This window comes from Streptomyces sp. NPDC086080 (assembly GCF_044540255.1).
In the GTDB taxonomy this organism is placed as follows: Bacteria; Actinomycetota; Actinomycetes; order Streptomycetales; family Streptomycetaceae; genus Streptomyces.
Genome location: NZ_JBITRU010000001.1, coordinates 289,732 through 315,126, shown reverse-complemented (window position 1 = coordinate 315,126; position 25,395 = coordinate 289,732). Strand labels below are relative to the sequence as shown.

Annotated in this window: 20 protein-coding genes, 2 tRNA genes and 2 pseudogenes; 4 read left to right on the top strand and 20 right to left on the bottom strand. The window is 70.5% G+C overall.

The annotated features are described in order from the left end of the window. Positions 1 to 31: 31 nt before the first annotated feature. The 4 genes from ACIF9R_RS01520 to ACIF9R_RS01505 all read right to left on the bottom strand — a co-directional run bounded on the left by ACIF9R_RS01520 (position 32) and on the right by ACIF9R_RS01505 (position 3,186). Complete coding sequence (locus ACIF9R_RS01520) at positions 32 to 784, bottom strand: YebC/PmpR family DNA-binding transcriptional regulator (protein ID WP_399972710.1); 753 nt, start codon at positions 782 to 784, stop codon at positions 32 to 34. Between the two features lie 51 nt (positions 785 to 835). Continuing rightward, on the bottom strand, positions 836 to 1,441 hold the full coding sequence (gene pdxT, locus ACIF9R_RS01515) for a pyridoxal 5'-phosphate synthase glutaminase subunit PdxT (RefSeq protein ID WP_399972707.1): 606 nt from the start codon (positions 1,439 to 1,441) through the stop codon (positions 836 to 838). 7 nt (positions 1,442 to 1,448) lie between these two features. Then, positions 1,449 to 2,360: a pyridoxal 5'-phosphate synthase lyase subunit PdxS gene (pdxS, locus tag ACIF9R_RS01510; protein WP_399972705.1), complete on the bottom strand. Its 912-nt coding sequence runs from the start codon at positions 2,358 to 2,360 to the stop codon at positions 1,449 to 1,451. A gap of 283 nt (positions 2,361 to 2,643) precedes the next feature. Continuing rightward, on the bottom strand, positions 2,644 to 3,186 hold the full coding sequence (locus tag ACIF9R_RS01505) for a hypothetical protein (RefSeq protein WP_399972702.1): 543 nt from the start codon (positions 3,184 to 3,186) through the stop codon (positions 2,644 to 2,646). Between ACIF9R_RS01505 and ACIF9R_RS01500 the strand changes: the two genes are divergently transcribed. Beyond that, on the top strand, positions 3,170 to 3,373 hold the full coding sequence (locus ACIF9R_RS01500; protein ID WP_399972699.1) for a hypothetical protein: 204 nt from the start codon (positions 3,170 to 3,172) through the stop codon (positions 3,371 to 3,373). The two genes, ACIF9R_RS01505 and ACIF9R_RS01500, sit on opposite strands and share 17 nt — an antisense overlap. A gap of 512 nt (positions 3,374 to 3,885) precedes the next feature. On the opposite strand, the gene ACIF9R_RS01495 is transcribed toward ACIF9R_RS01500, so the two are convergent. Genes ACIF9R_RS01495 through pgsA form a run of 3 tightly spaced genes read right to left on the bottom strand, consistent with a single transcriptional unit; the run spans position 3,886 to position 6,712 of the window. Continuing rightward, positions 3,886 to 5,049, bottom strand: a complete 1,164-nt coding sequence (locus ACIF9R_RS01495; RefSeq protein WP_399972696.1) for a glycosyltransferase family 4 protein — start codon at positions 5,047 to 5,049, stop codon at positions 3,886 to 3,888. Then, the gene (locus tag ACIF9R_RS01490; RefSeq protein ID WP_399972693.1) at positions 5,046 to 5,987 is read right to left on the bottom strand and encodes a phosphatidylinositol mannoside acyltransferase; all 942 of its coding nucleotides are present in this window, start codon (positions 5,985 to 5,987) and stop codon (positions 5,046 to 5,048) included. Before ACIF9R_RS01490 ends, ACIF9R_RS01495 begins: the two co-directional genes overlap by 4 nt. Further along, positions 5,984 to 6,712: a phosphatidylinositol phosphate synthase gene (pgsA, locus tag ACIF9R_RS01485; protein WP_399972691.1), complete on the bottom strand. Its 729-nt coding sequence runs from the start codon at positions 6,710 to 6,712 to the stop codon at positions 5,984 to 5,986. The genes ACIF9R_RS01490 and pgsA overlap by 4 nt, the downstream gene beginning before the upstream one ends. 985 nt (positions 6,713 to 7,697) lie before the next feature. On the opposite strand from pgsA, the gene ACIF9R_RS01480 reads away from it, so the two are divergent. Both ACIF9R_RS01480 and ACIF9R_RS01475 read left to right on the top strand, forming a co-directional pair. Beyond that, positions 7,698 to 9,896, top strand: a complete 2,199-nt coding sequence (locus ACIF9R_RS01480; RefSeq protein WP_399972689.1) for an elongation factor G-like protein EF-G2 — start codon at positions 7,698 to 7,700, stop codon at positions 9,894 to 9,896. Positions 9,897 to 10,115: 219 nt separating this feature from the next. After that, positions 10,116 to 11,771 (top strand): hypothetical protein, encoded by a 1,656-nt coding sequence (locus ACIF9R_RS01475; protein WP_399972686.1) that lies wholly within the window; start codon positions 10,116 to 10,118, stop codon positions 11,769 to 11,771. A 126-nt stretch (positions 11,772 to 11,897) separates the two neighbouring features. Here the strand turns inward: ACIF9R_RS01475 and ACIF9R_RS01470 are convergent, their stop codons facing one another. The 4 genes and pseudogenes from ACIF9R_RS01470 to ACIF9R_RS01455 form a co-directional block, all read right to left on the bottom strand. Beyond that, positions 11,898 to 12,449: an HIT family protein gene (locus ACIF9R_RS01470; RefSeq protein ID WP_399972684.1), complete on the bottom strand. Its 552-nt coding sequence runs from the start codon at positions 12,447 to 12,449 to the stop codon at positions 11,898 to 11,900. A gap of 149 nt (positions 12,450 to 12,598) precedes the next feature. After that, positions 12,599 to 14,575 carry a threonine--tRNA ligase gene (gene thrS / locus ACIF9R_RS01465; protein WP_399972681.1) on the bottom strand — a complete coding sequence of 659 codons (1,977 nt, stop codon included), beginning with the start codon at positions 14,573 to 14,575 and terminating at the stop codon, positions 12,599 to 12,601. A 138-nt stretch (positions 14,576 to 14,713) separates the two neighbouring features. Next, positions 14,714 to 15,546: pseudogene (locus ACIF9R_RS01460) on the bottom strand (hypothetical protein). Continuing rightward, positions 15,543 to 16,109 (bottom strand): annotated as a pseudogene (locus ACIF9R_RS01455) (DUF4365 domain-containing protein). The pseudogenes ACIF9R_RS01460 and ACIF9R_RS01455 overlap by 4 nt, the downstream one beginning before the upstream one ends. Before the next feature lie 167 nt (positions 16,110 to 16,276). Here ACIF9R_RS01455 and ACIF9R_RS01450 point away from each other — a divergent pair. After that, positions 16,277 to 17,002, top strand: coding sequence for a 3'-5' exonuclease (locus tag ACIF9R_RS01450; RefSeq protein WP_399973024.1), 726 nt, complete (start codon positions 16,277 to 16,279; stop codon positions 17,000 to 17,002). Between the two features lie 60 nt (positions 17,003 to 17,062). Here the strand turns inward: ACIF9R_RS01450 and ACIF9R_RS01445 are convergent. The 9 genes from ACIF9R_RS01445 to ACIF9R_RS01405 form a co-directional block, all read right to left on the bottom strand. Then, positions 17,063 to 17,134: transfer RNA gene (locus tag ACIF9R_RS01445), tRNA-Val, on the bottom strand. A 39-nt stretch (positions 17,135 to 17,173) separates the two neighbouring features. After that, on the bottom strand, positions 17,174 to 17,623 hold the full coding sequence (locus ACIF9R_RS01440; RefSeq protein WP_399972679.1) for an SRPBCC family protein: 450 nt from the start codon (positions 17,621 to 17,623) through the stop codon (positions 17,174 to 17,176). A gap of 36 nt (positions 17,624 to 17,659) precedes the next feature. Further along, positions 17,660 to 20,395, bottom strand: coding sequence for a Tat pathway signal sequence domain protein (locus ACIF9R_RS01435; protein WP_399972675.1), 2,736 nt, complete (start codon positions 20,393 to 20,395; stop codon positions 17,660 to 17,662). A gap of 99 nt (positions 20,396 to 20,494) precedes the next feature. Further along, positions 20,495 to 21,094 carry a hypothetical protein gene (locus tag ACIF9R_RS01430; protein WP_399972672.1) on the bottom strand — a complete coding sequence of 200 codons (600 nt, stop codon included), beginning with the start codon at positions 21,092 to 21,094 and terminating at the stop codon, positions 20,495 to 20,497. 10 nt (positions 21,095 to 21,104) lie between these two features. Then, entirely contained in the window at positions 21,105 to 21,980 is an 876-nt protein-coding gene (locus ACIF9R_RS01425; RefSeq protein WP_399972669.1) for a carbohydrate ABC transporter permease, read from the bottom strand. Continuing rightward, entirely contained in the window at positions 21,977 to 22,933 is a 957-nt protein-coding gene (locus tag ACIF9R_RS01420; RefSeq protein WP_399972666.1) for a carbohydrate ABC transporter permease, read from the bottom strand. Before ACIF9R_RS01420 ends, ACIF9R_RS01425 begins: the two co-directional genes overlap by 4 nt. Before the next feature lie 14 nt (positions 22,934 to 22,947). Continuing rightward, positions 22,948 to 24,249, bottom strand: a complete 1,302-nt coding sequence (locus tag ACIF9R_RS01415) for an ABC transporter substrate-binding protein (RefSeq protein ID WP_399972664.1) — start codon at positions 24,247 to 24,249, stop codon at positions 22,948 to 22,950. A 378-nt stretch (positions 24,250 to 24,627) separates the two neighbouring features. Continuing rightward, positions 24,628 to 24,699, bottom strand: a tRNA-Val gene (locus ACIF9R_RS01410). An 81-nt stretch (positions 24,700 to 24,780) separates the two neighbouring features. Next, a complete protein-coding gene (locus ACIF9R_RS01405) occupies positions 24,781 to 25,239 on the bottom strand; it encodes a TIGR02611 family protein (RefSeq protein WP_399972660.1) in 459 nt (152 codons plus the stop codon). Positions 25,240 to 25,395 lie beyond the last annotated feature (156 nt).

Sequence of the window (25,395 nt, the reverse complement as noted above, 5' to 3'; positions counted from 1 at the left end):
GCCCGCCGGAACCGTCGCGCGATCGACGGCGTTACGCGTCGACCTTCTCCATGATCTCGTCGCTCACGTCGAAGTTGGCGAAGACGTTCTGCACATCGTCGCTGTCCTCCAGGGCGTCGATGAGCCTGAAGATCTTCTTGGCGCCCTCCTCGTCCAGCTCGACCTGCATGGTCGGGACAAAGTTGGCCTCGGCGGAGTCGTAGTCGATCCCGGCCTCCTGCAGGGCGGTGCGCACCGCGACGAGGTCGGTGGCCTCGCTGAGCACCTCGAAGGACTCACCGAGGTCGTTGACCTCCTCGGCGCCCGCGTCCAGGACGGCGGTGAGGACGTCGTCCTCGCTCAGCCCGCCCTTGGGGACGATCACCACACCCTTGCGGTTGAACAGGTAGGACACCGAGCCCGGGTCGGCCATGGAACCGCCGTTGCGGGTCATCGCGACGCGCACGTCCGAGGCGGCACGGTTGCGGTTGTCGGTGAGGCACTCGATGAGCACCGCGACACCGTTCGGCCCGTAGCCCTCGTACATGATCGTCTCGTATTCGGCGCCACCGGCCTCGAGACCGCCCCCGCGCTTGATGGCGGAGTCGATGTTCTTGTTCGGTACCGACTGCTTCTTGGCCTTCTGGACGGCGTCGTACAGCGTGGGGTTGCCGTCCAGGTCGACGCCGCCCATACGCGCGGCGACCTCGATGTTCTTGATCAGCTTCGCGAAGAGTTTGCCGCGCTTGGCGTCGATCACGGCCTTCTTGTGCTTCGTCGTGGCCCATTTAGAGTGGCCGGACATCTGCCTGTCTCCTTCGCGTAACCCATCCCTGCAACGAACGCAGGAATCCTACTAGGACTCGGCCGTCCGCTTCGCGCGTGTCATGTCGACGAACAGGGCGTGCACGCGGTGGTCACCGGTCAGTTCCGGGTGGAACGACGTGGCCAGAGCGTTGCCCTGGCGCACCGCGACGATGTGTCCGCCGTGCTCGGCGAGCACCTCGGCCCCGGCGCCGACGGACTCCACCCAGGGCGCGCGGATGAAGACGCCCTCGACCGGGTCGCCGGTGACGCCCTTGACGTCGACCGCGGCCTCGAAGGACTCGTTCTGCCGTCCGAACGCGTTGCGGCGCACGATCATGTCGATGCCGCCGACGGTCTCCTGGCCGGAGCGGGGATCGAGGATCTTGTCGGCCAGCATGATCATTCCCGCGCAGGTGCCGTAGACCGGCATGCCGTCCCGCACACGCGCGCGGAGGGGCTCCATCAGGCCGAACAGGACGGCGAGCTTGGAGATCGTGGTCGACTCGCCACCGGGGACGACCAGGCCGTCGACCTCGGAGAGTTCCTCGGGGCGCCTGACCGGCCTGGCCACGGCGTCGGCCGCGGCCAGGGCGACGAGATGCTCCCGTACGTCGCCCTGGAGGGCCAGGACGCCGATGACAGGTGCGTCGCTCATCAGCGGACTACCAGCCGCGGTTGGCGTAGCGCTCGGCCTCGGGGAGGGTGTCGCAATTGATGCCGACCATGGCCTCGCCGAGGTTGCGGGACGCCTCCGCGATGATCTTCGGGTCGTCGTAGAAGGTGGTCGCCTTGACGATGGCCGCGGCACGCTTGGCCGGGTCGCCGGACTTGAAGATGCCGGAGCCCACGAAGACGCCCTCGGCGCCGAGCTGGCGCATCAGCGCGGCGTCGGCCGGGGTGGCCACACCACCGGCGGAGAACAGCACGACGGGGAGCTTGCCCAGCTCGGCGACCTCCTTGACCAGCTCGTACGGGGCGCGCAGCTCCTTGGCGGCGGCATACAGCTCGTTGTTGTCGTAGCCGCGGAGCCTGGCGATCTCGTTCTTGATCTGGCGCAGGTGCCGGACGGCCTCGACGACGTTGCCGGTGCCGGCCTCGCCCTTGGAGCGGATCATGGCGGCGCCCTCGGCGATGCGGCGCAGGGCCTCGCCGAGATTGGTGGCACCGCAGACGAAGGGGGTGGTGAAGGCCCACTTGTCGGAGTGGTTGACCTCGTCGGCCGGGGTGAGGACCTCGGACTCGTCGATGTAGTCGACGCCGAGCGACTGCAGCACCTGGGCCTCGACGAAGTGGCCGATGCGGGACTTGGCCATCACCGGGATCGACACCGCGCCGATGATGCCCTCGATCATGTCCGGGTCGGACATACGGGCCACGCCGCCGTCCTTGCGGATGTCGGCCGGAACCCGTTCCAGGGCCATGACGGCGACGGCTCCGGCGTCCTCGGCGATCTTCGCCTGCTCCGGAGTGACGACGTCCATGATCACGCCGCCCTTGAGCTGCTCGGCCATGCCGCGCTTCACGCGGGCGGTGCCGGTCTCGGGACCCTGGTTTTCGGAGAGCGTGCTGGACACGTGTGACCTCGCTGAGGGGAAAGGGGGTTTCTGCAGCACTGAGGAAACGTGAACGGAGCAGGCCACAGCAAGGGCCAATGGGAAGCCGGTGGATCGTTTTCGGGCGGCGGTCGTCCGCGTGAGGCCGGCGGTCGGCCCCGCCGAGCGGCGGTGATCTGCTCCGGGGCACCTGCCGTCCTTGTCGGGGCAGCGGCGGTCCACGCCCGGGCGACGGTGATCCGGGCCGGGGCGACATCCGTCCCGGCCGGGGCGGCGAGGGTCCGGCGTGTGGCCGGAACCGCCGTCAGGCCGCCCGTTCGATCAGCGCGGCGGGAGGCTCGTCGTCCATCTCGAAGGCCATCGGGAAGGGAGCGTGCCCGGCCAGCCGGAACCAGCGCACCTTGCGGTGCCGTCGCAGGGCGCGGGCGGCCCGCACGGCATCGTTGTGGAAGCGGCGGGCCATCGGTGCCCTGCGGACCGCCTCGGCGAGCTCCAGGGTCGCTTCCTCTCCCCCTGGGACCTCCCTGACCGCCTCCACCTGGTGCGCGTCCGCGAAGACCGCGCGCAGCGCCTGGGACAGTTCGCTCTCGGCGACCTCACGCTGCTCCTCGACCGCCTGCCGCGCGGCGTGCGCCGCCTCGTAGAGCACGATCGAGGCGGCGGGATCGAGCACCCCCGAGGTGGCCAGTTCCTGGGCCACGGAGGCACGGCGCAGCAACTGCGCGTCGAGCGCGGCGCGGGCGGCGTCGATACGGGCGTGCAGCCGGTCCAGCCGCCCCGCCGTCCAGCTCAGATAGAGGCCGATGGCGACGAGCGCGACAAGGATCCAGATGAGGGTTGCGGTCACGGGCGGCAAGGCTAGTACCACCGGCCGTGGCCAGGGCCACCTGGGGGCCGTCCGCCGTTCCCGCTCCCGGCCCGGCCGGCACCGCCTCGCCCCGGCCACCGTCGCGGACACCCCGCGCAAGGCGGAGAGGGAGGCGTACGCCAGGCCCAACGGCCGCCCATTGAACCTGGCCCATCTCCGTCCGTGAGGGCTTCACCCCCAGGGGCGCGGGGAACTGCGCGGGCGACCACGACGCACCCGCGGCCGCCGTACGACCGAGGTGCGCCGGGCATCAAGGTTCAGGATCATGATGGGCCGCTTCCAGGTTCCCCCGGCCAGGTCCGGCTGGTGCCGGGCCTCAAGGCCGGGCGGTCCCACCACGCCGCCGTCTACGGGAGCACGCGCCCCAGCGCGCGACTTCCAGCCTGCCTGTCGAGCCGGACCCCGCCCCGGCCCGGACCCCGCAGCCGGCAGCCGGCAGGAAGGCGAGCACGCGCCCCGCCGCACGGACTCAACCGGGCCGGACCGGCCCCGCCCCCGAAGCCCTCGGGAACAGCTCACGGCGGGCAACGGGAGCGTGCGCCTCACCGGACGGCGCTCGGGGCGGTGGGGCGAACCGGTCCCGTCAAGATCCTGGCCGCATGGCCCGGGCCGCCGGGCGACGGGTTCCTCATCGGCACCCTTGAGACACGCGCGCGGGACGGGAGTGCCGCCCCGGCCTCAGTCCCTGGCCAGGCCCAGACGGGCCCTCAGGCCCGTCGCGCGGTCGTCCGCCGCGACCGCCGCCGCACCCGCCGTCACCGTCTCGTAGACCGACAGGATGTCCGCGCCGACCGTCGACCAGTCGAAACGACGGACGTGGGCGCTGCCGCGTTCGCGGAGTTCCGCGCGGCGCTCCGGGTCCTGGAGGAGCCTCACCGCGGCCTCGGCGAGCGCGTCGGCGTCCTCGTTCGCGAACAGCTCACCCGCCGCGCCCCGGTCGAGGACCTGGGCGAACGCGTCCAGGTCGGAGGCGAGTACCGGCGCTCCCGCGGACATCGCCTCGACCAGGATGATGCCGAAGCTCTCGCCGCCGGTGTTGGGCGCCACGTACAGGTCGACGCTGCGCAGGAAGCGGGCCTTGTCCTCGTCGCTGATCATGCCGAGGAACTCCACGCGCGGGCGCAGTTCCCTGGGCAGCGACTCGACGGCCTCCTTCTCGTCGCCGCGGCCCGCGACCAGCAGCCGCGTCTGCGGGCGGGCGGCGAGGATCTTCGGCAGGGCCTTCATCAGCACCGGCAGGCCCTTGCGGGGCTCGTCGATGCGGCCGATGAAGCCGATGGTGTCGCCCTGCCACTCCGGTCTGGGTTCGGCCTTGGCGAAGAAGTCGACGTCGACGCCGTTGGGGATGACCACCGCGTCGCCCCCCAGGTGCTCGACGAGGGTGCGGCGCGCGTACTCGCTCACGGCGATCCGCGCGCTGATCTTCTCCAGGGCCGCCTGGAGGATCGCGTACGCGGCGATCATCGCGCGGGAGCGCGGGTTGGAGGTGTGGAAGGTCGCGACGATCGGTCCCTCGGCCGCCCAGCAGGTGAGCAGGCCGAGAGAGGGCGAGGTCGGTTCGTGGATGTGGACCACGTCGAAAGCGCCCTCGTGCAGCCAGCGCCGCACCCGCGCGGCGGACAGGAAGCCGAAGTTGAGCCGGGCCACCGAGCCGTTGTACGGCACGGGCACGGCGCGGCCGGCCGAGACGACATAGGGCGGCAGCGGCGTGTCGTCGTCGGCCGGGGCCAGCACGGACACGTCGTGGCCGAGGCGGATGAAGTACTCGGCCAGGTCACGGATGTGGAACTGGACGCCGCCCGGCACGTCCCAGGAGTACGGGCAGACGATGCCGATCCTCACGAGGTCCCCTTCTGGTCCTTCTCGGGGGCCGTGACGGGTTCCCGCACGGGGTCGAGGTCCCTCAGCCACAAACGCTGCAGCATGTGCCAGTCCTCCGGATGTTCGGCGATGCCCGTGGCGAAGGCATCGGCCAGCGCCTGTGTCATGACGGACGTCTTCTCGGGCCGCGTACCTGACCCGGGGACCTCGACCGGCGGATGGACCCGGCCCCGCATCACCGGCGAGTCGTCGTACCAGAGCGTCACCGGCAGCAGCCGGGCCCCGGTCTGCTGGGCCAGCAGGGCGGGGCCGGCCGGCATGCGGGCGGTCTCGCCGAAGAAGTCGACCTCGACGCCGGAGGAGGACAGGTCGCGGTCGGCGACCAGGCAGACCAGTCCGCCGTCGCGCAGCCGCCGGGCGAGGGTGCCGAACGCCGAGCCGCCGCTGTGCGGAAGGACCTCCATGCCGAGACCCTCGCGGTAGGCGACGAACCGGTCGTACAGCGTCTCCGGCTTCAGGCGCTCGGCGACGGTGGTGAACGGTATGCCGAGCTTCGTGGTGACCCAGGCCCCGGCGAGGTCCCAGTTGGCGAGATGCGGCAGTGCGAGGACGACGCCCTTGCCGGCCGCCATGCCGTCGGTCAGATGGTGCAGGTCCTTGACGTCGAGGCCGGACGCGACGCGCTCGGCGCTCCAGGCGGGCAGCCGGAAGGACTCCATCCAGTAGCGCAGGTACGACCGCATGCCCGCGCGGGAGAGTTCGGCGAGCCGCTCGGGCCCCGCGTCGGGCACGACACGCGCGTAGTTGCTCTCCAGCCGGAGCACTCCTTTGCCGCGCCGCTTCCACGCGAGGTCGGCGATGGTCCTCCCCAGGCCCACGGCGACCGGCTCCGGAAGTGACTTGACGGTGCCCCAGCCCGCGCCGTACAGGGCGTCGGTGAGCCGCTCCTGGGCACTCACTTCGCGGCCTCGCTCCCGCGGGTCTCCTGCGCCTCGGCGGCCTCCGCCTCGGCGGACTCCCGGCGCACCGTGACGACTCGCTGGATCAGCGTGACCAGGCTGCCCACGGCGACGATCCACAGGGCGACCGGCAGCAGGTACTGGATACCGGGCACACCGAAGGCGTGCAGGCCGGCGAGCCCCGCCGCGACCAGCGAGATCACCAGGCGCTCGGCCCGCTCGACCAGACCGTTGACGGCGACCGGCAGTCCGATCGACTCGCCGCGCGCCTTGGTGTACGACACCACCTGGCCGCTGGCCAGACAGAAGATCGACACCGCACAGAGCGCGATGTCGTCGCCACCGCCCGCGTACCACAGGGCGAAGCCGCCGAAGACCGCTCCGTCGGCGACCCGGTCGAGCGTGGAGTCGAGAAAGGCACCCCAGCGGCTGGACCGGCCGAGCTGGCGGGCCATGTTCCCGTCGACGAGGTCGGAGAACACGAACAGCGTGATCACGACCGTGCCCCAGAAGAACTCCCCCATGGGGTAGAAGACCAGCGCACCCGCGACGACACCGGCGGTGCCGATGAGCGTGACCGTGTCCGGGCTGACCCCCCGCCGGATGAGAAACGCGGCGAACGGTGTGAGGACACGCGTGAAAAATGCACGCGCGTACTTGTTCAGCATGGCCTTCCCGACGGTCGGTGTGGCCGCGCGGCCCCTGCTGGCCACCGGCGGGCCCAATCGTAGCCACGCGCACGGGTGGGCGACGGCCGTACCCCCGGAGGCGGGACGCCACCACCCCGCACCACGGCCACGCGCACGGTGGCCACCTGCCACCCGGGGGATGCCGTGCCGGAACGCCACGCCCACGCACGCGCGGGCGAAGCGGCTCCAGCAGCTCGCCCACCGGCGCCGGTCGCGCCACGCCCACGCACGCGCGGGCGACGCCCGACCTCCGACGCCCGCATCTCCCGCGTCACCGGCCAGGTCACGCCACGCACGGGTGAGAGAACCGAGCCACCGGACGGAGCGGTTCCCACGTCCGCAGCGGCCGCACGCACACCGACGGCCCCTCGCCGGGGCGAGCGCTGATCCGGTCCACCGGCCGCCGGCACGCACCGCTCGCGCCGCCCCGCGCCTGGCCGCTGTCTCGCGCCGGCCCGCCCGTGGCCGCGACCCCGGAGGCGAACGGTGGCCCATCGCCGCCGAGCCCGTCGCCCCGCGCACCTGGCCGCGGCTCCCGCAGACGCGGCGCACGGGCCTGGAACCGCCCCGCCGCCCCGCGTGAGAGCGTGCGTGGTGTCCCGGTCCCGGCCACACGCGGGACGACGGTCCGGACGCGGTCCGGCGAGGCCGCGCCGGGGCGGCCCACGCGCGGCAACGGCCTCTCCCCGGCGCATCGCGGTACCCCGCCGCTCCGCTTCGTGACGGCACGCGGGCGACGGCCTGCCCGGCGGCACCGGTGCGCGTGGGACCGGCGGTGCCACGCGGGGACAGTGGCCGAACACGCGAGGGCGGCGCCCGGGCACACGCGCGGGACGGCCCGGGGCCTCCGGTCCGCACCACCGTGAGCCGGGCGGAACGCCGGGGATCGCGTCGTTCGTATGGACGCGCCGTGACGGGAGTGGAAAGCTCGAATGACCGCGGGCGTCGCCGGAGCCGCACCGCACGCGGATTCCGCGGGTCCGCGCCCACAGTGACCTCACCGTGCACGGGAGGCAGGATCATGGGCGACAAGGCGCACACACACCCCGGGGCCGCCGGCAGGGCACAGGCGGCCGACCACCCCGCGTCCATACGGAACGTGGTGCTGGTCGGCCACTCCGGATCGGGCAAGACGACCCTGGTGGAGGCTCTCGCGCTGACCGCGGGGGCCCTGAACCGGGCGGGCCGCGTGGAGGACGGCGGCACCGTCTCCGACTACGACGACATCGAGCACCGGCAGCAGCGCTCGGTACAGCTCTCCCTGGTGCCGCTCGAATGGGACGGCATCAAGATCAACGTACTGGACACCCCCGGATACGCCGACTTCGTCGGGGAGCTCAGGGCCGGTCTGCGAGCGGCGGACGCGGCCCTCTTCGTCGTCTCGGCCTCGGACGGCGTGGACGGCTCGACCCGCATGGTCTGGGACGAGTGCGCGGCGGTCGGCATGCCGCGCGCCATCGTCGTCACGCACCTGGAGGCGGCCCGGGCGGACTTCGAGGAGATGACCCGCGTCTGCGCGGAGGCCTTCGGCGGGGACGACCCCGACGCCGTGCTCCCGCTGTACCTGCCGCTGCGCGGCCCCGAGGCGCCCGACGGGCACGCGCCCGTGCACGGTCTGATCGGACTGCTGTCGCAGAAGCTGTTCGACTACTCCGGCGGCGAGCGCAAGGAGTCCGAACCCGGCGAGGAACTGTTGCCCCTCATCGAGGAGGCCCGCGGCCGGCTGATCGAGGGCATCATCGCCGAGAGCGAGGACGAGACCCTCATGGACCGCTATCTCGGCGGTGAACAGGTCGACGTCGGAACCCTGGTCGAGGACCTGGAACGGGCGGTCGCGCGCGGCGTGTTCTTCCCCGTCCTCGCCGCCGCACCCGCCGCCGAGGGCGCCCGCCAGGGACTCGGCACGGTCGAACTGCTGGACTTGATCACCGGCGGCTTCCCCACCCCACTGGAGCACGGCACCCCGAACGTGACCACGGTCGACGGCAGGCCGCGCGAACTCAAGCCGTGCGACCCCGACGCTCCCCTGGCCGCGGAGGTCGTCAAGACCTCCTCCGACCCCTACGTCGGCCGGATCTCCCTGATCCGGGTCTTCTCCGGCACCCTGCGCGCCGACCAGACCGTCCATGTCTCCGGGCACGGGCTGGCCGACCGGGGCCACGAGGACCATGACGTCGACGAGCGGATCGGCGTCCTGTCCACGCCGTTCGGCAAACAGCAGCGCCCGGTGTCCCATGTCATCGCGGGCGATCTCGCGTGCGTGGCGAAACTGAGCCGCGCGGAGACCGGCGACACCCTGTCCGCCAAGGACGACCCGCTGCTCATGGAACCCTGGCAGATGCCCGATCCGCTGCTGCCGCTCGCCATCGAGGCCCACAGCAAACCGGACGAGGACAAGCTCTCCCAGGGCCTGGCCCGGCTGGTCGCCGAGGACCCGACGATGCGCCTGGAACAGAACCAGGACACCCACCAGGTGGTGCTGTGGTGCCTGGGCGAGGCACACGCGGACGTGGCCCTGGAACGGCTGCGCAACCGCTACGGCGTCCAGGTCGACGTCGTACCCCACCGGGTGTCGCTCAGGGAGACCTTCGGAGGCAAGGCGGCCGGGCGCGGCCGGCACGTCAAACAGTCCGGCGGACACGGGCAGTTCGCGATCTGCGAGATCGAGGTGGAGCCACTGCCGAACGGCTCGGGCATCGAGTTCGTGGACAAGGTGGTGGGCGGCGCGGTGCCGCGGCAGTTCATCCCCTCGGTCGAGAAGGGCGTCAGGGCCCAGGCCGTCAAGGGAGTCGCCGCGGGGCATCCGCTCATCGACGTGCGGGTGACCCTGCTGGACGGCAAGGCGCACTCGGTGGACTCCTCCGACGCCGCGTTCCAGACGGCGGGTGCTCTGGCACTGCGCGAGGCCGCCTCGGACGCCAGGATCCATCTGCTGGAACCGGTCGCCGAGGTGAGCGTCCTGGTCGGAGACGACTACGTCGGCCCCGTGATGAGTGACCTGTCCGGCCGGCGCGGCCGGGTGCTCGGCACCGAGCAGTCGGCCGGCGGGCGCACCCTCATCAAGGCCGAGGTCCCGGAGATCGAGATCGGCCGCTACGCCGTCGACCTGCGTTCCCTGTCGCACGGCACCGCCCGTTTCAACCGTCGGTACGCGCGGCACGAACCCATGCCGCCGCAGGTCGCGGAACGGGTCAAGGAGGAGGCGCGCAAGGCCTCATAGCCCGCGCCGGGCGCCCGCCGGAGGATCTCGCGGGCGCCCGCGTACGCCTCTCGTCGCGGACGTGCTTCACCACGCTTCACTCCGTACCGGTGGGCCGCTTGGGCGGTCCACCGACGGATGTCCGTGGCTGGGGATACGCTGAGGACCTGATCAACAGGTGTGCGCGGCACGGAAGTCGGGAAGGCCGCAAGACGACAGTCGCGGCGATCGGGGGCGGGAATGACCGTTGAGAGCGGTTACGCGGACTTCTTCGGTCCGCAGGTGCCGCGCACGGGCGACGAGGGGCAGACGCCGACACTCGCACTGGCCTCGGCGGCCTACCGGGACAACGAGGCCGAGGAGATACTCAAGGCCAACAACGAGTGGCACAAGTCGGAGGTCGGCAAGCCACGGATCAAGCTGTTCCGGCCCAATCTGGGCGAGGCGTTCTCCAGGGCCGTCATCGACCGGATGCTGGGCTCCGGCCGCGCACCGCTCATCCAGTCCTTCGGCACCCAGCCGCAGGCGGTGGTCGAGCACGCGCTGGCGGCGCACCGCATCCGCCGCGAACGGGACAACTGGCTCAGCGCCGTCATGGTCCTGTGCGGGCTGCTCTTCCTGCCCGGTCTGCTCGTCTGGCTGCTGGTCTTCCAGATCCGTACGACGATGTCCCGGCGCGAGGACAAACGGGCCGGCGCGCTCGCCACCACCCTGCTGGTCGCGGTGGGCGCCCTCGCCGTGCTGTTCCTGCTCCGCGTGCCGTTCGACGGTTTCTGGGGCTGGTACGCGCGCGCTGCCGTGATCGCACCGGTGGTGGGCTGGTTCTGGGCCAAGCGGATCTGCGAGCGCACGGCGACGGATCTGCGCGCCCGGTGGAGCAGCCTGCTCTCCGGCAGCAGCGTCGGTGCCAAGGTGCCCGAGGCGGTCCCCTCCAGCCCCAACGAGACCGCGGCCGAGCAACTGCGGCAGTCCCTGGCCCGGCTCAGCGCCGAGCAGCAGTCCAACTCCGTGTTCTACGCCGGGCCCAAGGGCATACTCGGCATGGGCACCCGCTGGGGCAGCTGGCAGCTCGCCGAGGAACTGGTCCCGGCCGACAAGGACCGGGAGATCAACCCGTTCCGCAGCTGGGACGTCATCAGGGCCATCCACGACCGGCTGCGGATGCTGGAGCGCGGGCCGCTGCACACCGGAGGCTTCACCAAGCCCTCGGTACGGCACTGGATCGTCACCCCGATCGGGGAGAACGCCACGGCGGTGTCCCGGCCGGAGGGTACGGACGTCGAGGCGTACCAGATCAAGTCCCACGCCATACAGGAGATCTGCAACAAGCAGCAGTTCGGTGCCGGCGACCGGCACTACCTGGGCGTGCAGTGGACGCTGTGGGACGGCCAGCTGGTGATCACCATGCTGATCACCGTGACCGTGCTGCACGAGACGCTGCGCATCGAGGTCACCGGGCACGCCCTGGGGCCGGTGCACTCGCTGTTCACCAGCGGGCCCGCGGCCAAGGAGAAGGAGGTCCAGAAGTCGATCAAGTTCTGGGAGACCCGGAAGGTGAAGCTCCCGCTGGTCGACTCGGACGAGGTGGTACGCCTGGCCGCCCGGGCGCCGCTGACCTGGTATCCGCCGCTGCTGTACTGGCTGGGCGGGAAGCTGACCCTGCCGGAGCCGTTCGGTCTGCGGCACGCGTGGGCGGACCAGCCGTGGCGGCACCGGTTCATGGCGGACGACGCGCTGCGGGCCGCGGCGCCGGTGCTGCGGGCGGTGCACTCGGCGGCGATCAAGGTACTGGAGGAGAACGGCGTGGACACGGAGAAGTTCGGGTCCCGCTCGTCGTTCCTCAGCACGGCGGTGCAGGACGCTTCGCCCAGGAAGGCCGACCTGTACGACGCGTAGGGGGGCGGGGGTGGGTCTGCTCACCCGCGTTTGCGGGGTGCCTCCCCCACTCTCGGCTCCGCTCGAGCGGGAGGTGCCCCCACCGCCCACCCTCCCCCATCGCCCCTGCGGCACGACTGCCCGCAGCTAGGGAGCCACCGGCCACGCCTCCGCGAGCATCTTCCTCGTGTCCGCGAGGAGCTGGGGCAGTACCTTTGTGTGGCTCACCACGGGCATGAAGTTCGTGTCGCCGCCCCAGCGCGGGACGATGTGCTGGTGCAGGTGGGCCGCGATGCCCGCGCCGGCGACCGTGCCCTGGTTCATGCCCACATTGAAGCCGTGCGCGCCCGACGCCGTACGCAGTGCCGTCATCGCCTGCTTGGTGAGCTCGGCGAGCTCCACGGTCTCCTCCGCGGTGAGGTCCGTGTAGTCGGCCACATGCCGGTACGGCACGGTCATCAGATGGCCACCGGTGTACGGGTACAGATTGAGCACCGCGTACACCCGCTCACCACGCCGCAGAATCAGCCCGTCCTCGTCGGACTTGGCCGGGAGGGAGCAGAAGGGGCAGCCGTCGTCGGCGCCGGGACCGCTCGGCTTGTTCTCGCCCTGGATGTACGCCATCCGGTGGGGCGTCCACAGACGCTGGAACGCGTCCTGCGTGCCCACCCCCAGCTGCTGCTCCGGCTCACTCGTCATGCGTGCAGCATATGGCGTCACCACGGGAGCACGGAAAAGGCCCCCGGGATCACTCCCGGGGGCCGAGCCCCAAGTCGGCGGGCGCAGGCCGACATGTGCCACGTCCGACCGATCGCGTCCGGTCCACCCCCGCTCACGCGGGGTGGGGGTCACACCTGAATCCGGCGCTCCACCACGTCAACGAGCTTCGCCAGCGCCTGGTCACGCGGAATGCCGTTCTCCTGCGAGCCGTCGCGGTAGCGGAACGACACCGTGCCCGCGTGCATGTCCTCGTCACCGACGATGATCATGAACGGGACCTTCTGCTTCTGCTGCGTGCGGATCTTCTTCTGCATCCGGTCCGAGGAGGAGTCCACCTCGACGCGCAGCCCCTTGCGCCGTGCCTCGCCCGCGAACTCCTCCAAGTACTGCACATGAGCGTCACCCACCGGGATGCCCACGGCCTGCACCGGCGCCAGCCACGCCGGGAACGCGCCCGCGTAGTGCTCCAGGAGCACCGCGAAGAAGCGCTCGATCGAGCCGAACAGCGCGCGGTGGATCATCACCGGGCGGGTCTTGGCGCCGTCCGCGGCCGTGTACTCGAGGTCGAAGCGCTCCGGCAGGTTGAAGTCGAGCTGGATGGTCGACATCTGCCAGGTGCGGCCGATGGCGTCGCGCGCCTGGACGGAGATCTTCGGGCCGTAGAAGGCGGCACCGCCCGGGTCCGCCACAAGCTCCAGGTTCTGCTTCTCGGCGACCTGGCGCAGCGTCTCGGTTGCCTCTTCCCAGGCCTCGTCGGAGCCGACGAACTTCTCCGGATCCTTGGTGGACAGCTCCAGGTAGAAGTCGGTCAGACCGTAGTCGCGCAGCAGGTTGAGGACGAAGGTGAGCGTCTTGTCGAGCTCTTCCGACATCTGCTCACGGGTGCAGTAGATGTGCGCGTCGTCCTGGGTGAAGCCGCGGGCGCGGGTCAGGCCGTGCACTACACCCGACTTCTCGTACCGGTACACGGTGCCGAACTCGAACAGGCGCAGCGGCAGTTCACGATAGGACCGCCCGCGCGCGTCGAAGATCAGGTTGTGCATCGGGCAGTTCATGGGCTTGAGGTAGTAGTCCACGCCCTCGTCGAGCTGCATGGGCGGGTACATGCCGTCGGCGTACCAGTCCAGGTGGCCCGAGGTCTCGAAGAGCTTCCCCTTCGTCGCGTGCGGGGTGTAGACGAACTCGTAGCCCTCCTCCTCGTGGCGGCGCCGCGAGTAGTCCTCCATGACCCGGCGGACGATGCCGCCCTTGGGGTGGAAGACGGCGAGGCCGGAGCCGATCTGCTCCGGGATGGAGAACAGGTCCAGCTCGCTGCCGAGCTTGCGGTGGTCGCGCTTCTCGGCCTCGGCGAGGAACTCCAGGTGGGCCTTCAGCTCGTCCTTGGTGGGCCAGGCGGTGCCGTAGATGCGCTGGAGCTGCTTGTTCTTCTCGCTGCCGCGCCAGTAGGCCGAGGCGTTGCGCATCAGCTTGAACGCCGGGATGTTGCGGGTGGTGGGCAGGTGGGGACCGCGGCAGAGGTCCTTCCAGCACAGCTCGCCGGTCTTGGCGTCCAGGTTGTCGTAGATCGTCAGCTCGCCGGCGCCGACCTCGACGTCCGCGCCGTCGTCGTGCGAGGCGGAGCCCTTGAGGCCGATCAGCTCCAGCTTGTACGGCTCGTCAGCGAGCTCCGCACGGGCGGCCTCGTCGGTCACCACGCGGCGGGAGAAGCGCTGACCGCGCTTCTGGATCTCCTGCATACGCTTCTCGATGGCCTTGAGGTCATCGGGGTGGAAGGGCTTGTCCACGTCGAAGTCGTAGTAGAAGCCGTCCTTGACCGGCGGGCCGATGCCCAGCTTGGCCTCGGGGAACAGCTCCTGCACGGCCTGGGCCATGACATGGGCCGTGGAGTGACGCAGGATGTTCAGGCCGTCCTCGGAGGAGATCTCCACCGCCTCGACGGTCTCGCCGTCCTTGACCTCGTGGGCGAGGTCCTTGAGCTCGCCGGCCACGCGCGCGGCGATGACCGAGCGCTCGCCGGCGAAGAGCTCGGCGGCCGTAGTGCCCGTCGTCACCACGCGCTCTTCCCGCTCGGAATCGCGTTGGATGATCACACGGACGTCTGACACCGGTCTCTCCTGACTGAAGGCTGTGGTCGCGGCGCCATACCGGAGCGCACGCATGGGTGCGATCGTACCGACCCGGGCGTGTGCTCCGCGAAATCATTCCGTCGCGGGGGCGGCAGCGGGCTTCCTCAGGGGTCGTCGTCAGGGGCCGTCGTCGGGCCCGCGGGCCTCGCCGAAGAAGGCCGCGGTCCCGGCGTTCGCCTGGAGCGCCTTGAGCAGGCGGTCCTTCTCGGCCTCGTCCACCTGCACCGGGACCAGTCCCGTGGGGTCGGTGAGCCGACGGAAGCCGCCCCGGCTCTCCAGCCGCCCCCGCAGCCGCACCGGCAGTCCGAGGAGGTGGGCGGGTCCGGCGGTGCGGTAGTCCTCCTCGCCGAGCGTGACCCGGACGTGACCGGTCTCCGCCCCGGCGAGCACCCGCAGCCGGACCACGCCCTCGCCGCGAGGCGCGGACCGGTGCAGCCGTACGACGGTGCCGGTGATCCGTACGGTGACGGACGGCTCCGCGCGCCGGTGGCGCAGGCCGGCCTCGCGCAGGGCGGGCAGGTCGTCGGGGGAGAACTCGACGGGTTCCCCGGCGGCCGCGCAGCCCCGGGCACACCGGCCGCCGGGGCCGGCAGGTCGCGGCGCCAGTGGATCTCGTCGCTGGGCACGGTGAGGGAGAGCAGGATCTCGCGGGCGGAGGCCGTGCCGCTGCGGGACAGGGCGAGGAGAGCCTCGGTGAGCAGGTCCTCGCTGTCGGGGAAGGTGCGGCTCACCGGCACGAGCAGGCTGGTCCCGGTGCCCGGTCCGGGCGGGGTCCAGCGGCCGTAGCGTCCGGTGGCGCCACCGCGCCGCTGCCAGCCGTGCCGGGGCAGGAGGGCGGTGAGCACGGCGGGGTCGATCTCGGCGGGCTCGGGCGGGCGGCGGTCGTGGGCCGGGTCGGCGGGGTGGGGGCGTACGGACCGCAGGGGTTCTCCGGTCGGGCGGTGCGTCACGGTTTTCCTCCCGTCCCGACCCGCGTCATGATCCGCACAGCGCCCGGTCGTCGAAGATGCGTGCGGTGGGGATCCGCACGGTGGTGCGGTGCCGGCCGGTGACCGGGTGTCCCGCCAGGTTGATCCAGTAGCAGCAGTGCCGCAGATCGAGGCGGTCGTGGCCGGCGCGCAGCCAGTCGTCCTGGGAGCGCGGCGGCACGATCATCACGACGAGGATCTTGTGCACCGTGACCGGGGTGCGGGCGAGCTTGGCGAGGTGGGCGTTGTCGAGCGTGAAGGAGAAGAAGCGGCCCGGCGGGCCGGGGGCGATGTGGTAGGTCGCCTTCAGCTGCACCCTGACGGTGACCTCGTCGTCGACGGTGTGTCCGGCGGCGCTGTGGCTGACGTGCCAGTCGATGCCGTTGTCCGGGAAGGGCTGGGAGTTAACAGCCCGCGGCGGCCGCGACGGCGTGCAGATAGCCGACCTGCAGCGTCTCCATGCAGGCGGTGGTGGCGAGGGTCCCGCGAGAGGCCGGCGTGCGCTCGGGCAGCAGCCCGCCCCTTTCGGGCTGCGCGACGGCCATGGCCAACAGCCTTCCAGAACAGTGTCTTCCCCGTGCGGGTCACTGAACTGCAGGGATCCGTACTCCTGTTGTCTCCTTCCGGCGTACGGCGCAAACAGCCCGGGTATCACCGGATCGGGCAGTGGACTCTGCGTCAACTGCCGATGGTGAGTGAGGGGTTGTTGGGTATGGCGTGCTGGTACGAAGGGCCGTTGGCCGCTTTCGACACGGAGACGACGGGTGTGGACGTCGAGACCGACCGGATCGTGTCGGCCGCTCTCGTCGTCCAGGACGCACCGGGGTCCCGGCCCCGGGAGACCCGTTGGCTGGTGAATCCGGGGGTGCCGGTGCCGGCCGGGGCGACGCTGGTGCACGGGCTGACGGACGAGTATCTGCAGCGCAACGGCCGCTGGCCGGCTCCGGTGATGTACGAGGTCGCGCAGGCGCTGGCGGAGCAGGCCCGGGTGGGCCGGCCGCTGGTGGTGATGAACGCGCCGTTCGATCTCACTCTGCTGGACCGGGAGTTGCGCCGGCACCGGGCGTCGTCGCTGGCCCGCTGGTTCGAGCGGACTCCGCTGCTGGTGCTGGACCCTTGGGTGCTGGACAAGCATCTGGATCGCTATCGCAAGGGCGGGCGCACGCTGACCGACCTGTGCGCGCAGTACCAGGTGCCGCTCGACGCGGCGCACGACGCGGCCGCGGACGCGGTGGCCGCGCTGGAGGTCGCCCGGGCGGTGGGGCGTCGTTTCGCGGCCCGTCTTGAAGGGCTGTCACCCGGTGAGTTGCACACCTTGCAGGCGGTGTGGCACGCGGCGCAGGCACGCGGGCTCCAGGCGTGGTTCGCGCGCAGCGGCACGGAAGAGGTGGTGGACCCGGCCTGGCCGCTGCGTCCGGACCTGCCGGCGGCGGCATGAGGCGGCTGGCCGCCGGGGCATGCGAAAGCCGGTCCGTCGGGGACGGACCGGCCTTCCCGGTGGGCGATACTGGGTTCGAACCAGTGACCTCTTCGGTGTGAACGAAGCGCTCTCCCACTGAGCTAATCGCCCGGGAACGCACTGAACCATACAGGTCCGGGGAGGCTTCCTTCAAACCGCTTGCAGGTGTGCGGCCAGTCCGCGCCGCCCGGCCCGCATCATCGCCGCGTGGTTGAGGCGAAGGAGGGGCCGGGCGGGTACGGCGAGCAGGCGCAGCAGTGGTTTGCGGACGTCGGCCTCCTGCTCGTAGTGGACGAGACAGCCGTGGGCCCCCAGGTCGGTGACGGTCCAGCGGGCCCAGCCGTCGATGTCGCCGGAGAGGCCCGCCTCCAGGACGCCGGTCTCCCGGTCGCGCCGTCCCTCCCGCACGGTCGAGGTCAGGTCGAACGGCAGGAGGGAGCGGAGGGTGACGATCCCGGTGGTGTCGTCGAGGCGGGTGACCTCGCGCACCTGGGACCACCACAGGGGGTAGTCCTCGATGCGCTCCAGTGCGCTGTACACCGTCGCGGCGGGCGCGGACAGGGTCCACAGACTGCGGAAGCGGTAATGGTTCCAGTCCATGTACGGAGTGTGCCCGCCCGCGCCCGGGATGTGCGGTTACGGCATCCGGTCCCCCAGCAGCGCCAGGTTCTCGATGGCGGCGAGGCCGTAGAGGGCGGTGTCGTTGGTGGAGACCCAGGGGGCCTCACCGCCCGCGACGAGGGCCGTGGGGCCGCTCACCTTCTCGGTCCTCCAGGGTGCCGACTCCTTGTAGCCGTCGGAGTCGTAGAACTTCTGCCAGGCCCGCTCGGCGAGTCCGTCGTCGCCGGTCCGTACGGCGGCGTAGGCGTCGAGGCGGGAGTGGCCCTGGAAGAGGATGAGGCTGCCGAAGTGGGCGCCGTACCGCGCGGCCTGTTCGGTCCTGCTCGCGTTGAAGTAGCGGCAGTAGTCGTAGTAGGCCTCGTGGAACTCGGGCATGTCGACGAGGTCGATGAGTTCGGCGCACAGTTCGTTCAGGCCGAAGACGGCCGACAGGTGGGAGACCTCGACCTTCGGGGTGTCGGCGACGGCGAACCTGCCGGTGTCGAGGTCGTACAGGCCGCTGCCCTGGACGAAGCCGTTGGGCTGGGCTGCGATGGTCTCCATGGTGGAGAGCACGCGGGCCCTGGCCTTCTGCCACTTCGGGCCCTTGCGTTCCCACTCGGTGAGCCAGGCGGAGACCAGGCCGCTCCAGTCGGTGCCGAAGCCGATCGACAGGGCATTGCGGTCGGGTGTGTACGGCTCGGTGCGGATCTTGCGCAGCGGGTCGAGGGCGAGGAAGGTCTCGTCGGAGTCGACGTTCGCGTGCATGAGGTCGCCGACGCGTTCGTCGGCGGTGAGGAAGTAGTAGTAGCGGCGGTAGGTGGTGTTGGCGATGCGCTGCTGTTTGGCGCTGTCGGCGTAGTGCTGGACGCCGTGCCGGGTGCCGAGGCCGGCCCAGGTGCCGAGGTGGTAGACGTCGACCTCGCCGGTGTGGCGGGTCATCGCCTCGGCGAAGCGGAAGATGTCGGCGCGGCCGGAGCGCAGATAGGCGTACCAGAGCCACAGGTCGGGCGAGAGTTCGGAGTTGTCCCAGGCGTAGCCGCCGATGTCGTAGCGCCACTGGTGCCGGGCGGTGTCGTAGGTGTGCATGATGTCGCCGTAGTCCCAGAAGCCGTACCAGCGGCGCTGTTCCACCTGGTCCTTGTAGTAGGTGAAGAGGAAGTCGAGGTGGTCCTCGATCTTCGCCTTGGCCGGGGTGGAGCGGTCGGGTTCGGCGTACAGGCCCTTGCCGAAGACGCCGGCGCCGATCAGTTGCCGGGGCGGGGCGGCGAGTTGCGGGAGGACGCGTACGGCTTCGATCTGTTCGGCGAGCGTCTCGGCGGCCGGGGTGGACGCGTTGGCCCAGAAGAGGAGTTCGGAGGTACGGGCGATGCCGTAGGGGGTGCCGAATCCGGGTTCGTAGTCCTCGTAGGTGATGTTGAGGCCTTCGAGCTGTTCGGGGAAGGTGTCCTGGCCCATGCCGTCGTGGTAGAAGCGCAGGTCCATGGGCTGGGCCTCGGGTGACCAGAGCCAGAGGGTGACTTCGGCCTCGTCGGTTCGGGCGTCGCGGATGTCGAGCTGGGCGGGGTATTTCTCCCAGAAGTCGCGCAGGCCGAAGGAGAGGCCGCCGCTGACCCCGCCGACGTAGCCGAAGCCGGAGGCGCGCCGCCCGCCGCCCGCGCCGATCCAGCCGTGGCCCTTCCCGGTGCGCTTGCGCACGGTGAAACCGTCGGCGGAGAGCTGGGAGAGGGTGTAGTCGCCCCACTCGGGGATGTACTGCAGGCGGGTGGTGACCCGCTGGTCCCAGGTGGCGGGGTCGGGCAGCTTCTCGCCGGCGAACTGGGCGGCCTGGACGGCCGCTCCCGGGTCGCGGCGCAGTCCGGTGATGCCCTTGACCGCTTCGCGGAGCAGGCCGGTGCCCTCGCCGCCGAGGCGGATGTGACGGTCGTAGGACTCGTCGCGCAGGGGCACGGTGAAGCGGACGCCGAGGCCGCGGATGAAGTCGCCGCTCGCCCGGCCCGGTTCCTGCTTCCCGTCGTAGGTGATGGTGTGCACCATGCGGAAGGAGTCGGCGCCGGCGTAGAAGTAGAGGCGGATCGAGAAGGGCAGCAGGTCGCGGCGGCCCTTGCGGTGTTTTCCGTCGATGCGGACGACCGCGCGCACGGGTCCTTCCTGCTCGACGGTGACGTCGGCGACGGTGCCGTCGAAGCGCTCGGTCCGCACGGTGGTCCGGTCCCCGTCCTCGATCTCGGGCTGGCGCAGCAGGACGAGGCGCCCCTCGCGGGCGATCTCGGTGGTGCCGCGGACGACGGACTTGACGAGGGTGGCGCCGGATGTCGCGATCCGGGTGGTGACGACTCCGGTGGAGACGTCGACGGTGCCGCCACGTCTGCGGACGGTCACCTTCTTCTCGGGTGCGGCGGGCGCACCGGCGGTCAGGGTGAGCTTGCCGGATCCCGAACTCACGGCGTGCGCGGTCCACTTGAGGGAGCCGTCGGGCCAATAAGCGAGGGGCCAGGACTGGACGGGGACGGGTTGTCCGTCGGCGTCCGTCAGCGCGAAGGTCTGGTCCTCCCGATGGGCACCCCTGGGCCAGGGGACGCCTACGGTGGAGCCGGGGGCCGCGCCGAGGCCGCCGTCCTCCAGCCAGTCGAGGGTCACCGGATCGGCGCCGGCCGCTTCCGCGTGGGGCGCGGCGGCGGAGTTCCGGGTTCCCAGGGCCCAGCTGAACTGGGTGGCGGCTCCGGCGACGGCGGCCGCCTTGAGCAGGTGTCTGCGGGGGATGGGGGACATGGCCTTTCCTTTCCGTTGCGATGAGCAAGGTGATGTCAAGGGCATGACAGATCGGGATGGGGTGCCGAAGCGCCGGCCTCCGGAGAGGGACACCGCCCGTCAGCGGTGCCCGTACCGTTCCTCCACGGCGACGGCCGCCGCCGCGACGGCCCCCAGCACGGGGACCGCCAGCGGTGGGACGAACCAGGCGGACAGTGCCACGACAACCAGACCGCAGACGACCAGAAAGGACCCGGCGGGATCGAGCACGGTCCGCCGCCCCGCCGTCGCGAGCAACGCCCGCCAGGTCGCGCCGGGCGCCCAGACGGCGGACGCCCGCAGCAGGGCCACGACGGCCCCGATCAGCGCGAAGAGGCCGACGGCCCCGGCGAACGGCCCACCGGGCAGCCCGGCCCGCGCCGCCAGGACGTCCACCCACACCGCGCCGGCCACCGCCCACCCCGCGAGCCCGACGAGCCAGCCGCCGCGCACGGCCGTACGGAAGTCCACGACGAACTCCCGCAGTCCACCGGCCCGGTGACCCGTGCGACGTCGCAGGTGCCGGGCTCCGGCGGCGAAGGCCGCGGGGTAGGTGACGACCCCGAGACAGGCCACCGCGATCCACACACCGGTGAGCAGGCACTCGGCGAAGACCGAGAAACGCTCGCGGAACACGGACTCCCCGCGCGGGGCGCGGGCCTTCACGCGCGCTTGCGCCATGACGACCGCCTCAGCCCTTCAGTCCGGAGGTCGCCATACCGTCGATGAGATAGCGCTGGAAGGCCATGAAGAAGGCCACGACCGGCACCAGTGCCACCAGCGACATCGCGATCATGCTGCCGTAGTTGGAGACGCCCTCCTGGTCCCGGAACATCATCAGACCGAGCGAGACGGTGTACTTCTCCGGGGTGTTCAGATAGATCAGCGGTCCCATGAAGTCGTTCCAGGCGTTGATGAAGGTGAAGATCGCGCTGGTGATGATCGCGGGCCGGCTGAGCGGCAGCACGATCGACCAGTAGGTGCGCAGATGCCCGCAGCCGTCGAGCCTGGCCGCCTCGTCCAGCTCCCTGGGGAGTCCGCGCATGAACTGGACCATCAGGAAGACGAAGAAGGCCTCCGTGGCCAGGAACTTGCCCGCGACGAGCGGCACCAGGGTGTCGGTGAGTTCGAGGTTGCGGAAGAGGACGTACTGCGGAATGAGCAGCACGTGGTACGGCAGCAGCAGCGTGCCGATCATCAGCGTGAAGAGCAGGTTCCGCCCGGCGAACCGGATCTTGGCGAAGGCGTACGCGGTCAGCGAGCTGGACAGCACGACACCGGCCACGGCGAGGAGCGCGTACATCAGCGAGTTCCAGAAGAAGCTGCCGATGGAGATGCCGGAGATGCCGTCGGCGAGGCCGGAGAAGTTCACCCAGACCGGCCTGGCCGGCAGCAGGTCGAGGCCGGCGATGATGTCCTTGCTCGGTTTGAACGAGGCGCCGACCACCCAGATCACGGGATAGAGGACGACCGCGAGGACGGCGAGCGCGCCCACGTGCCAGGCGATCGATCCGAGGCGCCGACGCTCGTTCGCGGCGGGCGGGGCGGGTCTTGTGGCACTGGTCATGTGGCGGCCTCCTCGTAGTGCACCCACTTCTTCTGCGACCAGAACAGGACCGCCGTGACGAGCGCCACCGCGATCACCAGGGTCCAGGCCATCGCGGAGGCGAAGCCCATCTGGGCCTCCTTGAAGCCCTTCTGGTAGAGGTAACAGGTGTAGACGAGCGTGGCGTCGGCCGGTCCGCACCGGGTGTCGGAGACCACGTAGGCGGAGCCGAACACCTGGAACGCGTGAATGGACTCCAGCAGCACGTTGAAGAACAGCACCGGTGAGATCATCGGCAGGGTGATGTTCCAGAACCGCCGCAGCGGACCGGCCCCGTCCACCTCCGCGGCCTCGTACAGCTCCTGCGGGACCTGCTTGAGGCCGGCCAGGAAGATGACCATGGGCGCGCCGAACTGCCAGATGCTCAGGGTCACCAGGGCGTAGATGACATAGTCCGGGTTGCCGATCCAGCCGCCCACGTCGAGGCCGAAGACCTTCTGCGTGCGGTCCACGACCGCGTCGTCGGAGAACAGCGCCCGCCACACGAACCCGACGGAGACGCTGGCCCCGATGAGCGAGGGCAGGTAGAACGCGGCCCGGTACAGGCCCTGTCCGCGCCGCTGCTGCGCGAGCAGCAGCGCGACGCCGAGCGCCAGCAGCAGCTTCAGCGGAGTCGCCACGACGACGTACTTGAGCGTGACCTCCACCGACTTCTGCCAGCGCGGGTCCTGGAACATCGTCGTGAAGTTGTCCAGCCCGATCCACTGGGGTGGTGTGAACAGGTTGTAGCTGGTGAACGCGTAGTACAGCGACGCGATCATCGGCCCCGCCGTGAGCAGCAGGAACCCCGCGATCCACGGCGACATGAAGAGATAGCCGGCGAGGTGCTCGCGGCGGCGGGAGCGCCGCCCGGCGGCGGGAGCGGCAGGCCCCTTCCCGGCCGGGCGCGCGGGAGCTTCCTTGAGGAGCGTCATGGTGGTACGTCCCCTCAGCCGGCGAACGCGGCCTTGGCCTCGCTGAACAGTGCCTTGGCGGCGTCGGCCGGCTTGGTCCTGCCCTGGGCGACTTCGCCGCCGATGCGCAGGAACGCCGCCTCGATGACGTCGGCGCCCGACGGGTGCGGGGTGATCCTGCCGAGGACGCCGGCCTCCGCGACCTCTTCCTCATAGGCCGCGACGCCCTTGTTGTTGGCGTCGGCGGGTGTGAAGGCCTCGTACTGCTCGGTGGTGGCGAGGATGCCGCGGTCGTAGCCCATGATCGTGCCGACCTCGGGGTCGTGGACCATGAAATCGATGAACTGGGCGACCTCCTTGGGGTGCTTGGTCCCGGAGAAGGCGCTCAGCATCAGTGAACCGAGGTACTGGCCGGTGTTCCTGCCGTCCGTGGTGGGGATCGGCGCGAGCCCGTAGTCCGATTCGCCCTCGCCCTCATAACGGATGGAGAAGTTGTCCCAGGTGAACTCGGACGCCGCGAGTCCCGCCGAGAGCGCCGACTTGGGCTTGACCTGCTCGACCTTCTTCGGGTCGGCGACAAGCCCGGACCTCACCCGCTTGTAGCCGTCCTCCCACCACTGCGTCAGATCGTCCTCGGTGAAACCGAGATCGGTGTCCGTGAAGAAGGCCTTGCCGTTCTGACGGAGGTAGAGGTCGTAGAGGTACATGATGCTGAAATAGCCGGTGTCACCGGCGATCTTCAGCTTGTCCTGGATCTTCTGCAGGGCGTCGAAGTACTCGTCCCAGGTCCAGCCGAATTCGGCCTCCACGCCTGCCTTCCGGAAGGCCTTGAGGTCGATGACGAGCGCCATGGTGTTGGCCCCCACGGGGACGGCGATCTGCTTGCCGTCGACCTGACCGTTCGCCAGAACACCGTTGCGGAAGTTGTCCAGGCTCAGATTCCCGGCGTCCGCCTGCGCCTTGAGGTCCAGCAGAACACCGCGCTTGTCGTACTTGCGCAGGAATCCGACCGCATTCTGGAATACGTCCGGTGGATTCCCGCCGGAGGCCTGGGTCTGGAACTTCTCCCAGAACGCCTCGTAGTCGGTGAATTCTGGCTTGATCTTTATCTTCGGGTACTTCTTCTCGAAGAGCTCGATCGTCTTCCGGATGGCGATGGTGCGGGGCTCGCCGCCCCACCACGCGTAACGGATCGTCACCGTCCCGTCTCCCGAGCCGCTGCCGCCACCACAGGCGGTGGCCGTCGCACCCAGGCCCGCGACGGCCAGCGAGGCCCCCGCCGCTTTGAGGATCGTCCGCCTCCCGGTCCGCTTCCCCGCGTCCCTGCCCTGCTGCATACGAGCCTCCCCGCGACGTTCGCGTCCGCCTCATGAATCGTTTCAAGTAAGCGCTTGCTGGCACAAGTTACGGAGGGCTTTCGAGCACGTCAATGATTCGGACAGGAATTCATGGGCGCCCCGGTTCCGGGCCGGAGACGAAAGCGCCGGCCGCGCGCCCGGGAGCCGACCGAAACCCCCAGGTCGGCGACGCACGGCCGACGGGCCGAACACGGAGGGACCGGCCGGGCGGGACACGCGGAAAGGTCACGGTTGAATGAAGGCGCCGGAAGCGGAACGGGCGGGCCGGCGAGCGAGCGGGGAGACGGCAGCAGCCTCGGCCCTCGACCACGGAAGTCCCGGCTCACGAATCGTGAGCCGGGACTTCCGATGATCCGGTGGGCGATACTGGGTTCGAACCAGTGACCTCTTCGGTGTGAACGAAGCGCTCTCCCACTGAGCTAATCGCCCGGACGCAGAGAGAACATTACCCCATGTCAGGGGGTGCGCCCGACCAGCGGGAGGCCGGGCGGCCCGACCTCCCGGCGCGGATCACTGGTCCTTGATCCTCCAGGGCAGCTCGAGACCGAACTTCCACAGGTAGAAGCTGGTCACCCCGGCCACGATCACCAGTCCGACCGAGGTCAGAATGATGTTCCGGCGCCGCACCTTCGGGTCGAGAGCCCGCTGGGCCGCCTCGGTGACCTTGCGCTTGGTCCAGCGCAGCACCAGCTGGGCCCAGGCGAACTCGGTCGCCCAGATCGCCATCCCCCCGAAGATCACGACCCAGCCCGGTCCGGGCAGCACCAGCATCGCGGCACCGGCCGCCACCACCGCGAGACCGACGACGAAGACCCCCACCTGCCAGCTGAGGTGCAGCGCGCGGCTCGCTTTGATGAATGCCGGAGCCCTCGACCCGAGCGCCCGCTCGTCCCGGCTCTCGCTCTCGTCCACCGTCACCCCGTGAGCCGCCACCGTGGCCTCGACAGACTTGTTACTCCCCGTGTTCATGCACCCAAACACTACCCGAGCGAAACACCTCACCGGAATGGGCGCACGCCGCGAACGATCTCTCGGCCGGAAGAGTTACGTAAACACACGCAAAACACTCAGAGGGGTTTACAACGGCACCGTAGGTGGCATGTCGATTTCGCCGACGTGCGAATC

Bases quoted from the DNA above. Each gene is read 5' to 3' on its own strand.
- ACIF9R_RS01520 (WP_399972710.1), bottom strand. From the start codon at position 784: ATGTCCGGCCACTCTAAATGGGCCACGACGAAGCACAAGAAGGCCGTG.
- pdxT (WP_399972707.1), bottom strand. From the start codon at position 1,441: ATGAGCGACGCACCTGTCATCGGCGTCCTGGCCCTCCAGGGCGACGTA.
- ACIF9R_RS01500 (WP_399972699.1), top strand. From the start codon at position 3,170: ATGAGGGTTGCGGTCACGGGCGGCAAGGCTAGTACCACCGGCCGTGGC.
- ACIF9R_RS01480 (WP_399972689.1), top strand. From the start codon at position 7,698: ATGGGCGACAAGGCGCACACACACCCCGGGGCCGCCGGCAGGGCACAG.
- ACIF9R_RS01475 (WP_399972686.1), top strand. From the start codon at position 10,116: ATGACCGTTGAGAGCGGTTACGCGGACTTCTTCGGTCCGCAGGTGCCG.
- ACIF9R_RS01470 (WP_399972684.1), bottom strand. From the start codon at position 12,449: ATGACGAGTGAGCCGGAGCAGCAGCTGGGGGTGGGCACGCAGGACGCG.
- ACIF9R_RS01450 (WP_399973024.1), top strand. From the start codon at position 16,277: ATGGCGTGCTGGTACGAAGGGCCGTTGGCCGCTTTCGACACGGAGACG.
- ACIF9R_RS01440 (WP_399972679.1), bottom strand. From the start codon at position 17,623: ATGGACTGGAACCATTACCGCTTCCGCAGTCTGTGGACCCTGTCCGCG.
- ACIF9R_RS01435 (WP_399972675.1), bottom strand. From the start codon at position 20,395: ATGTCCCCCATCCCCCGCAGACACCTGCTCAAGGCGGCCGCCGTCGCC.
- ACIF9R_RS01430 (WP_399972672.1), bottom strand. From the start codon at position 21,094: ATGGCGCAAGCGCGCGTGAAGGCCCGCGCCCCGCGCGGGGAGTCCGTG.
- ACIF9R_RS01425 (WP_399972669.1), bottom strand. From the start codon at position 21,980: ATGACCAGTGCCACAAGACCCGCCCCGCCCGCCGCGAACGAGCGTCGG.
- ACIF9R_RS01420 (WP_399972666.1), bottom strand. From the start codon at position 22,933: ATGACGCTCCTCAAGGAAGCTCCCGCGCGCCCGGCCGGGAAGGGGCCT.
- ACIF9R_RS01415 (WP_399972664.1), bottom strand. From the start codon at position 24,249: ATGCAGCAGGGCAGGGACGCGGGGAAGCGGACCGGGAGGCGGACGATC.
- ACIF9R_RS01405 (WP_399972660.1), bottom strand. From the start codon at position 25,239: ATGAACACGGGGAGTAACAAGTCTGTCGAGGCCACGGTGGCGGCTCAC.